The sequence below is a fragment of the Campylobacter sp. BCW_6467 genome, from assembly GCF_001762855.1.
In the GTDB taxonomy this organism is placed as follows: domain Bacteria; phylum Campylobacterota; class Campylobacteria; order Campylobacterales; family Campylobacteraceae; genus Campylobacter_D; species Campylobacter_D jejuni.
Map to the genome: position 1 here is coordinate 1 of NZ_MJXP01000013.1, position 12,237 is coordinate 12,237.

Below are 12,237 nucleotides of genomic sequence, written 5' to 3' on the forward strand. Positions count from 1 at the left end.
TTATGGAGAGTTTGATCCTGGCTCAGAGTGAACGCTGGCGGCGTGCCTAATACATGCAAGTCGAACGATGAAGCTTTTAGCTTGCTAGAAGTGGATTAGTGGCGCACGGGTGAGTAAGGTATAGTTAATCTGCCCTACACAAGAGGACAACAGTTGGAAACGACTGCTAATACTCTATACTCCTGCTTAACACAAGTTGAGTAGGGAAAGTTTTTCGGTGTAGGATGAGACTATATAGTATCAGCTAGTTGGTAAGGTAATGGCTTACCAAGGCTATGACGCTTAACTGGTCTGAGAGGATGATCAGTCACACTGGAACTGAGACACGGTCCAGACTCCTACGGGAGGCAGCAGTAGGGAATATTGCGCAATGGGGGAAACCCTGACGCAGCAACGCCGCGTGGAGGATGACACTTTTCGGAGCGTAAACTCCTTTTCTTAGGGAAGAATTCTGACGGTACCTAAGGAATAAGCACCGGCTAACTCCGTGCCAGCAGCCGCGGTAATACGGAGGGTGCAAGCGTTACTCGGAATCACTGGGCGTAAAGGGCGCGTAGGCGGATTATCAAGTCTCTTGTGAAATCTAATGGCTTAACCATTAAACTGCTTGGGAAACTGATAGTCTAGAGTGAGGGAGAGGCAGATGGAATTGGTGGTGTAGGGGTAAAATCCGTAGATATCACCAAGAATACCCATTGCGAAGGCGATCTGCTGGAACTCAACTGACGCTAAGGCGCGAAAGCGTGGGGAGCAAACAGGATTAGATACCCTGGTAGTCCACGCCCTAAACGATGTACACTAGTTGTTGGGATGCTAGTCATCTCAGTAATGCAGCTAACGCATTAAGTGTACCGCCTGGGGAGTACGGTCGCAAGATTAAAACTCAAAGGAATAGACGGGGACCCGCACAAGCGGTGGAGCATGTGGTTTAATTCGAAGATACGCGAAGAACCTTACCTGGGCTTGATATCCTAAGAACCTTATAGAGATATGAGGGTGCTAGCTTGCTAGAACTTAGAGACAGGTGCTGCACGGCTGTCGTCAGCTCGTGTCGTGAGATGTTGGGTTAAGTCCCGCAACGAGCGCAACCCACGTATTTAGTTGCTAACGGTTCGGCCGAGCACTCTAAATAGACTGCCTTCGTAAGGAGGAGGAAGGTGTGGACGACGTCAAGTCATCATGGCCCTTATGCCCAGGGCGACACACGTGCTACAATGGCATATACAATGAGACGCAATACCGCGAGGTGGAGCAAATCTATAAAATATGTCCCAGTTCGGATTGTTCTCTGCAACTCGAGAGCATGAAGCCGGAATCGCTAGTAATCGTAGATCAGCCATGCTACGGTGAATACGTTCCCGGGTCTTGTACTCACCGCCCGTCACACCATGGGAGTTGATTTCACTCGAAGCCGGAATACTAAACTAGTTACCGTCCACAGTGGAATCAGCGACTGGGGTGAAGTCGTAACAAGGTAACCGTAGGAGAACCTGCGGTTGGATCACCTCCTTTCTAGAGTACAAAGTAATAAGTCTCACAACTATTACTTCAATATATAAACTCAATTGATTCTTGTTTAGATTTCAAAGATTGATGATAAAGCTAATTGTTTATGGGGAATTAGCTCAGCTGGGAGAGCGCCTGCTTTGCACGCAGGAGGTCAGCGGTTCGATCCCGCTATTCTCCACCATTTATTAAGGGCCTATAGCTCAGCTGGTTAGAGTGCACCCCTGATAAGGGTGAGGTCACAAGTTCAAGTCTTGTTAGGCCCACCATAAAAAAGATTTGAATAAAAAAGCTTTAAAATCTAAAGCAAGTATATAAAGTAGATTAAATATAAAATATAAACTCTATACTTAGATTTATTTTTATCTTTAACTATAAAAGAATATACTTTTTAATAGATATAAATAGCATATACATTATGTATTTATATTTATAATGATTATGTTAATATATATACTTCCTTTAGGTTTTAAACCTAAATGTTCTTTTTAATTATCATTGTTAAGAGTCACAAGCAAGTTTTAATAAAAACAATTTTACAGGACTTGTTAAAGGATAAAACCTATTTATCTTTTCTTTGGTTTAACTTATATCTTTTAATTATCTTTATTTCTATAATAAAGAGAATATTAGATTTAAGATTTGTAAATTAAAGACAAGTTTCAAACTCACAGCTTAGTTAAGACTAAATCATTTAGTTTTATATTAAGTGTTTGAATGCTTTCCGTCTTAAGATAAAGAAGTCTTATCATAAAAACTTTAACAAGGAAGTGATGCGTTTTAGAATCAATAAAAAAGGTAGAAGTTAGGTTATATCTAACTTTTATGCAAATTGTTTTTTTAGCGATTAAGAATTGAAGCTTTATCTACATTAATTTTTTAATGAATGTTTAGTTTATTTCGTTTTAAGCCTAATATCTTTTAGGTTGGCGGGGTAGGCCTTTAGCTTTGGTTCTTTAGGATGAGCTTTGCTCATCTGCTAAAAGAACATCAAAAGGTAAGCTACTAAGAGCGAATGGTGGATGCCTTGACTGGTAAAGGCGATGAAGGACGTACTAGACTGCGATAAGCTACGGGGAGCTGTCAAGAAGCTTTGATCCGTAGATTTCCGAATGGGGCAACCCAATGTATAGAGATATACATTACCTATATAGGAGCGAACGAGGGGAATTGAAACATCTTAGTACCCTCAGGAAAAGAAATCAATAGAGATTGCGTCAGTAGCGGCGAGCGAAAGCGCAAGAGGGCAAACCCAGTGCTTGCACTGGGGGTTGTAGGACTGCAATGTGCAAGAGCTGAGTTTAGCAGAACATTCTGGAAAGTATAGCCATAGAGGGTGATAGTCCCGTATGCGAAAAACAAAGCTTAGCTAGCAGTATCCTGAGTAGGGCGGGACACGAGGAATCCTGTCTGAATCCGGGTCGACCACGATCCAACCCTAAATACTAATACCAGATCGATAGTGCACAAGTACCGTGAGGGAAAGGTGAAAAGAACTGAGGTGATCAGAGTGAAATAGAACCTGAAACCATTTGCTTACAATCATTCAGAGCACTATGTAGCAATACAGTGTGATGGACTGCCTTTTGCATAATGAGCCTGCGAGTTGTGGTGTCTGGCAAGGTTAAGCAAACGCGAAGCCGTAGCGAAAGCGAGTCTGAATAGGGCGCTTAGTCAGATGCTGCAGACCCGAAACGAAGTGATCTATCCATGAGCAAGTTGAAGCTAGTGTAAGAACTAGTGGAGGACTGAACCCATAGGCGTTGAAAAGCCCCGGGATGACTTGTGGATAGGGGTGAAAGGCCAATCAAACTTCGTGATAGCTGGTTCTCTCCGAAATATATTTAGGTATAGCGTTGTGTCGTAATATAAGGGGGTAGAGCACTGAATGGGCTAGGGCATACACCAATGTACCAAACCCTATCAAACTCCGAATACCTTATATGTAATCACAGCAGTCAGGCGGCGAGTGATAAAATCCGTCGTCAAGAGGGAAACAACCCAGACTACCAGCTAAGGTCCCTAAATCTTACTTAAGTGGAAAACGATGTGAAGTTACTTAAACAACCAGGAGGTTGGCTTAGAAGCAGCCATCCTTTAAAGAAAGCGTAATAGCTCACTGGTCTAGTGATTTTGCGCGGAAAATATAACGGGGCTAAAGTAAGTACCGAAGCTGTAGACTTGCACACAACTTAGATTATTTAAGTTTAGAATATAAAAAACTAAGTTATATGTTTTAAGTTATATTTTTACTGATTTTTATAGAGTAAAGATAGAAACAAAACTTAGTAAAATCAGTAAAAATATTCTTGGTTTAAAGTTTAAGTAGTTTAAGTTGTGTGCAAGTGGTAGGAGAGCGTTCTATTTGCGTCGAAGGTATACCGGTAAGGAGTGCTGGAGCGAATAGAAGTGAGCATGCAGGCATGAGTAGCGATAATTAATGTGAGAATCATTAACGCCGTAAACCCAAGGTTTCCTACGCGATGCTCGTCATCGTAGGGTTAGTCGGGTCCTAAGTCGAGTCCGAAAGGGGTAGACGATGGCAAATTGGTTAATATTCCAATACCAACATTAGTGTGCGATGGAAGGACGCTTAGGGCTAAGGGGGCTAGCGGATGGAAGTGCTAGTCTAAGGTCGTAGGAGCTTATACAGGCAAATCCGTATAACAATACTCCGAGAACTGAAAGGCTTTTTGAAATCTTCGGATGGATAGAAGAACCCCTGATGCCGTCGAGCCAAGAAAAGTTTCTAAGTTTAGCTAATGTTGCCCGTACCGTAAACCGACACAGGTGGGTGGGATGAGTATTCTAAGGCGCGTGGAAGAACTCTCTTTAAGGAACTCTGCAAAATAGCACCGTATCTTCGGTATAAGGTGTGGTTAGCTTTGTATTAGGATTTACTCCGAAAGCAAGGAAACTTACAACAAAGAGTCCCTCCCGACTGTTTACCAAAAACACAGCACTCTGCTAACTCGTAAGAGGATGTATAGGGTGTGACGCCTGCCCGGTGCTCGAAGGTTAATTGATGGGGTTAGCATTAGCGAAGCTCTTGATCGAAGCCCGAGTAAACGGCGGCCGTAACTATAACGGTCCTAAGGTAGCGAAATTCCTTGTCGGTTAAATACCGACCTGCATGAATGGCGTAACGAGATGGGAGCTGTCTCAAAGAGGGATCCAGTGAAATTGTAGTGGAGGTGAAAATTCCTCCTACCCGCGGCAAGACGGAAAGACCCCGTGGACCTTTACTACAGCTTGACACTGCTACTTGGATAAGAATGTGCAGGATAGGTGGGAGGCTTTGAGTATATGACGCCAGTTGTATATGAGCCATTGTTGAGATACCACTCTTTCTTATTTGGGTAGCTAACCAGCTTGAGTTATCCTCAAGTGGGACAATGTCTGGTGGGTAGTTTGACTGGGGCGGTCGCCTCCCAAATAATAACGGAGGCTTACAAAGGTTGGCTCAGAACGGTTGGAAATCGTTCGTAGAGTATAAAGGTATAAGCCAGCTTAACTGCAAGACATACAAGTCAAGCAGAGACGAAAGTCGGTCTTAGTGATCCGGTGGTTCTGTGTGGAAGGGCCATCGCTCAAAGGATAAAAGGTACCCCGGGGATAACAGGCTGATCTCCCCCAAGAGCTCACATCGACGGGGAGGTTTGGCACCTCGATGTCGGCTCATCGCATCCTGGGGCTGGAGCAGGTCCCAAGGGTATGGCTGTTCGCCATTTAAAGCGGTACGCGAGCTGGGTTCAGAACGTCGTGAGACAGTTCGGTCCCTATCTGCCGTGGGCGTAAGAAGATTGAAGAGATTTGACCCTAGTACGAGAGGACCGGGTTGAACAAACCACTGGTGTAGCTGTTGTTCTGCCAAGAGCATCGCAGCGTAGCTAAGTTTGGAAAGGATAAACGCTGAAAGCATCTAAGCGTGAAGCCAACTCTAAGATGAATCTTCTCTAAGCTCTCTAGAAGACTACTAGTTTGATAGGCTGGGTGTGTAATGGATGAAAGTCCTTTAGCTGACCAGTACTAATAGAGCGTTTGGCTTATCTTTAATAAAGCATCACTTCCTTGTTAAGGTTTTTAAGAAAGCTTTGAATATAGATAATATTTAGAGTTTAATAGAAATCTTTCAAGTAAAGTTTATATTAGAACTTGCTCTTAACATTGTTTTTTAAGTATTCTATATAAAAACTTATCAAAGATAAAAGATAAGTAAAGAAGAAAGAAAAACAAAAGAAGAAAGAGAATAAAGAAAAAAGTAAAGAAATAAAAAGATTAAGCTTTATTTTTTAAATTCAATCTTTCAAAGAATATTTAAATAACAATGTCCGTGATTATACAGATGTGGAAACGCCTTGCTCCATCCCGAACCAAGAAGCTAAGCACATCGTGGGTGATGATACTACGCCTTACTGGCAGGGGGAAAGTAGCTCATTGCGGACTTGTTAAATGTCTTCATTGCTTACTTTATATATAAATCCTATGTTTATTTTTATTGTTGTTTTAGATGGTGTTTGAAATAGTGTTTAAAAAAAGAGTTTGTTACTGGTTAGGGTTTTTAGAGAGAATAGGGTGTTTTTAGGGGTTTGGAAAATAATAGAGGATAAAATTTAAAATTTTCTAAGTTAAAATTACGTAAAATATATTAACAATATTTTTGAAAAGATGTCGAAAATTTGAAGGCATCAAAATGGATTTTATAAAATTTCTTAATCATTTTCAACCCATATCTAAATCTTCTCAGCAAGCTAGTGTATACAAATCTTTTAAGTTGAATTTAAAACCAAATATTCTTAATGAAAAAGACGAAAATTCCTCTTCATTTCAAGAGCAAAAAACAGATGTAGCTCAAACTATGCTTCAAAGATTAGAAGATGAAAAAGTTTTCAATCAAAAGGTAAGTGATAAAGTAAAAAAAGCTGAAAGAGGTATGACTACTATATATTTTAGAGATCCTATTACAAATAAACTCGTTCGTAGTGCTTTAAGTTCAACAGCCATCAATAAAATGGGGATTGAATTTGACAAAGAAGATATGACTAAAAGACTTGATGGATCATATATATTAAGTGGAAAAGCTGAAAATTTCGTGGCTGGATGGTATGCTGATATAGCATATACTAGAGCTTATGTGGCTAGTGATAGAAATAATGATGGATATTTAGAAGATTATGAACTTGAAGATACGAAAAGTGGTTTTGTAGCACAGGAAACAAATTTAGGAGTTTTTGTGCAATCTTATACACAATTAAATGGTAGCGTGGATACTCTATTTGGTTTTGAAAAAGATTTTAGAGAAATGCGTCCAGATGATACTAAAGATATAGATTATGCTGGTAGAACTATAGGTTTAGAGCTTGATAAAATGATAAGAAAAGATGGAGATTTTAATGGAGAGCTTAGTTTTAGCGAAACTGGCATGCAAGCAGTAAAAACCAAAGCTCCAAATTCTGGATGGACTGAAAGCGTAGGTATGTTAACTTTAACTAAATTTAATCAAACTAATACAATAGAAATTAAAGATATCTTAGATAAATTAGGTAAAGGTGTAAAATATGATGATTTAAGTGAAGATGAAAAATCTCTACTTAAAATGCAATTATCTGATAAAATTTTTGATGAAGTTGAAGATAAAGAAACTGGTAATAAAAAACTTGTTCTTAATCTGGATAAATTTAAAATTTTCTATGAAGGTTTTGTGGATTTATTTAAACAAAGAAGTGTAAGAATGCTAGGTTTAAAACCTGAAGATGCAACTAAACTTAATTATGACAATCTTGGTGAAATTGTCAACGAAATGAAGCAAACTTATTTTGATACAAATTCTACAAGTTATGGAAAAATAGCTGATTTAATTAAAATTTGGGCTTAGTTTTTATAATTATCTTGTAAAGTGTATTGTTATTTTTATTTTGATATGTTGTATTCTTATAAAAAATCAACTAATAAAAGTTTAGTCATATAGACTAAATAAAATTAAGTATATTTTTTTATATTTATACTTGACAAAATAACACTCAATGTTGTATAATACTTCTAGCAATCAAAAAATAGAGTGCTAAAAATTTAAGGAAAGAGCTATGAAAAGCCGAGATAAAAAGGATTTGATTTTAGATTCTATCATCCAAACTTATCTTTTAGATAATGTTCCTATTGGTTCAAATGAATTGAATTTAAATCTTTGCATCCCTGCTTCAACTATACGCGTTTATCTTAAAAGGCTTAGCGACGAGGGTTTGATCACTCAGCTTCATATAAGTAGTGGTAGAATTCCTACTATTTTGACAATGCAAAATTACTGGCAAAGTTTTTGGAAAAAAGAACAAGATCAAGATATCAATATCAAAAGTGAGAATTTTTTAAAAGAGTTGAGCAAAGAATTTGAAATTTATTGTCTTGTTTATGGTGGTAGAAGCTTAGTACTTAAAGAAGTGCTTGATCTAAATGCTAAATTTATAGTGCTTGATTTTAAAGAAGAAGAGCTCGTTTTAAAATATGAAAAAGAAGCATGGAAATTTTTACAAAGTCTTATAGGATTAGATCTTTTTAGTATAGAAAAAATAGCTTTGAGAGTTCATTTTATGGATCTTGTAGAAAAAATAGCTAGCTTAAGACAAAATTTGATTTGCTATAGAAGTAATGAAGAAAGAGCTTATCAAATTTATCAAAATGATGAATTTGTTAAGCTCTTAGATTGCGGAGTTCATCGTTATTTTAAAGAAAGTCTTGAATTTGAACCTTTATTTAAAGAAGGTTTTATGGGGCTTAAGGTGGATGCGCAGTTTTTGGGCGAAGATGTAAATATTATCTTAGCAGGTAGTGTTTATACGGATTATAAAAAAATATTACAATACATAAAGGAGGCGGCGTGAGCGAGCAAAAGCAAGAATTTGAAAACGAAAACGCAGAAAATTCTGAACATTTGCAAGATGAGAATTTGCAAAATATCGAAGATGTTGAGCAAAACAAATTGCAAAAAGACTATGATGAATTAAAAGACAAATATATGCGTGCAAACGCTGAATTTGAAAATATTAAAAAAAGAATGGAAAAAGAAAAGCTAAGTGCTATGGCTTATGCAAATGAAAGCTTTGCAAAGGATTTGCTTGATGTTTTGGATGCTTTAGAAGCAGCTATCAATGTCGAATGTCATGATGAAATTAGCTTAAAAATCAAAGAAGGAGTGCAAAACACTTTAGATTTGTTTCTTAAAAAACTTGAAAAGCATGGAGTGGCTCTTATCAAAGAAGAAAAAGAGTTCGATCCAAATTTACATGAGGCAATGTTTCATGTAGATAGTGAAAATCATCAAAGTGGTGAAGTGGTTACCGTGCTTCAAAAAGGCTATAAAATAGCCGATCGTGTGATCCGTCCAACCAAAGTTAGTGTAGCAAAATAAATTTTAATAAAAAGGATAAAAAATGAGTAAAGTTATAGGTATAGATTTAGGAACAACCAATTCTTGTGTTGCTGTGTATGAACGCGGTGAGAGTAAAGTAATCCCAAATAAAGAAGGTAAAAATACAACTCCTTCTGTGGTGGCTTTTACAGATAAAGGCGAGGTTTTAGTAGGAGATAGTGCAAAACGCCAAGCGGTAACTAACCCTGAAAAAACTATTTATTCTATTAAAAGAATTATGGGTTTGATGATCAATGAAGACGCGGCTAAAGAAGCTAAAACAAGACTTCCTTATCATATTACTGAAAGAAATGGTGCTTGTGCTATTGAGATTGCAGGGAAAATTTATACTCCGCAAGAAATTTCAGCAAAAGTTTTAATGAAACTAAAAGAAGATGCTGAGGCTTTCTTGGGTGAGAGTGTTGTAGATGCAGTTATTACTGTGCCTGCGTATTTTAACGATGCACAAAGAAAAGCGACAAAAGAAGCAGGAACGATAGCAGGACTTAATGTATTAAGAATTATCAATGAGCCTACTTCAGCAGCTCTAGCTTATGGACTTGATAAAAAAGATAGTGAAAAAATCGTGGTTTATGATCTAGGCGGGGGAACTTTTGATGTTACTGTGCTTGAAACTGGCGATAATGTAGTAGAAGTTTTAGCAACAGGTGGTAATGCTTTCTTAGGGGGCGATGATTTTGATAATAAACTTATTGATTTTCTAGCTAATGAATTTAAAGATGAAACAGGCATAGATCTTAAAAATGATGTTATGGCTCTACAACGCTTGAAAGAAGCAGCAGAAAATGCTAAAAAAGAATTAAGCTCAGCTAATGAAACTGAAATTAATTTACCATTTATCACAGCAGATGCAAGTGGACCAAAACATTTGGTTAAAAAACTTACTAGAGCTAAATTTGAAGGTATGATTGATTCTTTAGTAGCTGAAACCATCACTAAAATCAATGAAGTAGTAAGCGACGCAGGTCTTAAAAAAGATGAGATTAAAGAAATTGTTATGGTAGGGGGCTCTACTCGTGTTCCTTTAGTGCAAGAAGAAGTGAAAAAAGCTTTTAATAAAGATCTTAACAAGTCTGTAAATCCTGATGAAGTTGTGGCTATTGGTGCGGCGATTCAAGGTGCGGTTATAAAAGGTGATGTAAAAGATGTGCTTTTACTTGATGTTACTCCGCTCTCTTTGGGTATAGAAACTCTAGGCGGGGTAATGACTAAGATTATCGAAAAAGGTACAACTATTCCAACTAAAAAAGAGCAAGTTTTCTCAACCGCTGAAGATAATCAAAGTGCTGTAACTATCAATGTTTTACAAGGGGAAAGAGAATTTAGTCGTGATAATAAATCTTTAGGAAATTTTAATCTTGAAGGAATTCCACCAGCACCACGCGGTATGCCACAAATCGAAGTTACTTTTGATATCGATGCAAATGGTATTTTAACTGTTAGTGCAAAAGATAAAGCAACAGGTAAGGCTCAAGAGATCAAAATCACAGGTTCAAGCGGACTTAGCGAAGAAGAAATTAACAACATGGTAAAAGATGCTGAACTTCACAAAGAAGAAGATAAAAAACGCAAAGAAGCTGTAGATGCTAGAAATGCAGCTGATAGCTTGGCTCATCAAGTAGAAAAATCTTTAAGTGAGTTGGGTGAAAAAGTTGCCACTGCTGATAAAGAAAATATCCAAAAGGCTCTTGATGATTTGCGCGAGACCTTGAAAAATCAAAATGCAAGCAAAGAAGAGATTGAAAGCAAAATGAAAGCTTTAAGTGAAGTTTCTCATAAGTTAGCTGAAAATATGTATAAAAAAGATGAGCCAAATGCAGCGAACGATAAAAAGAAAAAAGATGACGATGTAATCGACGCTGAAGTTGAGTAATCTTTCAAAATCTTCATTCAAGCCTTTTTAAAAGGCTTGAAAATTTTTTAAAAATTTTTAGGAAATGACAAAATCTGTAAAATATAAGCTTGCTACCTAATTTTTTATTGATTTTTTAACCAATTCTTTTTGAAGTTTTAGTTTAAAATCAGACAATTCATTTTCTTGTATTTCTTTTGCTAAAATGGTTTGAATAATGTAGGTGAAATTTTTGTAAAATCTTCTAAAGAAAATTTGATTTCATCCAAGTCATTTTAGTGTAAGCAAACTAAAAACTTAGCAATAAAATAAAATTAGTCTAAAAACTTTTTAGATATAATCTTGATAAACATAAAAGGAAAAATTTGAATTTATCATTTAAAACCTTTGATATTTCAAATAATGAAAGATTAAAAGCTAAAAAAATACAGGGTAAAAAATATGAAATTTTTCTTAATGAAAATGAGCAAAGTCTTATAACTCCTAAAGTGTCTTTTAAAGAAATTTTGAGGTATTATTATCTTTATCCAAAAAATGCCATTCCTTCTTTTAAATTACCTTTTTTCAAGCCTGATTTGAGTGGTTTTAGCACCCCGCATATTACTTGGCTTGGACATTCTTCGCTTTTTATAAGTTTTAAAGAATATAAAATTTTGATTGATCCTGTTTTTAACACTCATGCTTCGCCTATTTCTTTTATCAATAAGGCTTTTAAAAATGCTCCTGTTTATAATGTAAATGATTTTAATGAAATTTTTGCTGTGATTATCACGCATTCGCATTTTGATCATTTAGATGCTAAGAGTGTAAAAGCTTTAAAAGATAAGGCTAAATTTTTTATTACACCTTTAAAAGTGGGAAATTATCTAAAAAGCTATGGGGTGAGTGAGAAAAAAATCATAGAGCTTGATTGGTGGAGTGGAATAGAATTTGATGATTTAAAAATCATTGCAATACCTGCACAGCACAGTTCAAGTAGAGGAGATGGTAAAAACAAAACCCTTTGGGCTTCTTTTGTGATGGAATTTTTAAGTGTAGATAAGAGAGTGTTTTTTAGTGCAGATGGAGGATATTTTACACATTTTAAAAAATAGGTGAATATTTTGGAAGTTTTGATCTAGCTTGTCTTGAAAGCGGACAGTTTAATATCGCTTGGCCATATTCACACTCTTTTCCTGGTCAAATTTTAAAAGAAGCGAAAGATCTTAATGCAAAGGCTGTCATGCCTATACATTGGGGGAGATTTTTAGCGGGAACTCATGCATGGAATGAGGTAGTAAAATTTTTTTATGAAAATTTAGATTTACCCCTTATCACACCAAAAATGGGTGAGGCTTATGAAATAAGGGCTAAATTTAAATAGGATTTTTGGTGGAAAGAAGGATAAATTAACACAAGTTTATAATCTATATTTTGGTTTTTGCTATAGTTTTATAAAACTAAAAAAGGAGATTTT

Annotated in this window: 4 protein-coding genes, 2 tRNA genes, 3 rRNA genes and 1 pseudogene; all 10 read left to right on the plus strand. The window is 36.5% G+C overall.

The features are described 5' to 3' along the window. The 10 genes and pseudogenes from AJ888_RS01220 to AJ888_RS01265 all read left to right on the plus strand — a co-directional run bounded on the left by AJ888_RS01220 (position 1) and on the right by AJ888_RS01265 (position 12,144). A 16S ribosomal RNA gene (locus AJ888_RS01220) occupies positions 1 to 1,512 on the plus strand. A 102-nt stretch (positions 1,513 to 1,614) separates the two neighbouring features. Beyond that, a tRNA-Ala gene (locus tag AJ888_RS01225) sits at positions 1,615 to 1,690 on the plus strand. Between the two features lie 8 nt (positions 1,691 to 1,698). Beyond that, positions 1,699 to 1,775, plus strand: a tRNA-Ile gene (locus tag AJ888_RS01230). Positions 1,776 to 2,501: 726 nt separating this feature from the next. After that, positions 2,502 to 5,560 (plus strand): 23S ribosomal RNA (locus AJ888_RS01235). Between the two features lie 275 nt (positions 5,561 to 5,835). Further along, positions 5,836 to 5,952: ribosomal RNA gene (gene rrf, locus AJ888_RS01240) — 5S ribosomal RNA — on the plus strand. The 16S, 23S and 5S rRNA genes sit together here with 2 tRNA genes alongside, the layout of an rRNA operon. 247 nt (positions 5,953 to 6,199) lie before the next feature. Continuing rightward, positions 6,200 to 7,381, plus strand: coding sequence for a hypothetical protein (locus AJ888_RS01245; protein ID WP_002861406.1), 1,182 nt, complete (start codon positions 6,200 to 6,202; stop codon positions 7,379 to 7,381). 208 nt (positions 7,382 to 7,589) lie between these two features. Further along, a complete protein-coding gene (locus AJ888_RS01250; RefSeq protein WP_002861407.1) occupies positions 7,590 to 8,381 on the plus strand; it encodes an HrcA family transcriptional regulator in 792 nt (263 codons plus the stop codon). Then, positions 8,378 to 8,908, plus strand: coding sequence for a nucleotide exchange factor GrpE (gene grpE, locus AJ888_RS01255; protein WP_002790452.1), 531 nt, complete (start codon positions 8,378 to 8,380; stop codon positions 8,906 to 8,908). Before AJ888_RS01250 ends, grpE begins: the two co-directional genes overlap by 4 nt. A 22-nt stretch (positions 8,909 to 8,930) precedes the next feature. Beyond that, entirely contained in the window at positions 8,931 to 10,802 is a 1,872-nt protein-coding gene (gene dnaK / locus AJ888_RS01260) for a molecular chaperone DnaK (protein ID WP_002861408.1), read from the plus strand. Between the two features lie 344 nt (positions 10,803 to 11,146). Next, positions 11,147 to 12,144: pseudogene (locus AJ888_RS01265) on the plus strand (MBL fold metallo-hydrolase). Positions 12,145 to 12,237: the final 93 nt, after the last annotated feature.

What these genes read in the sequence shown, in the direction of transcription:
- AJ888_RS01245 (WP_002861406.1), top strand. Translation starts at nt 6,200, where the DNA reads ATGGATTTTATAAAATTTCTTAATCATTTTCAACCCATATCTAAATCT.
- AJ888_RS01250 (WP_002861407.1), top strand. Translation starts at nt 7,590, where the DNA reads ATGAAAAGCCGAGATAAAAAGGATTTGATTTTAGATTCTATCATCCAA.
- dnaK (WP_002861408.1), top strand. Translation starts at nt 8,931, where the DNA reads ATGAGTAAAGTTATAGGTATAGATTTAGGAACAACCAATTCTTGTGTT.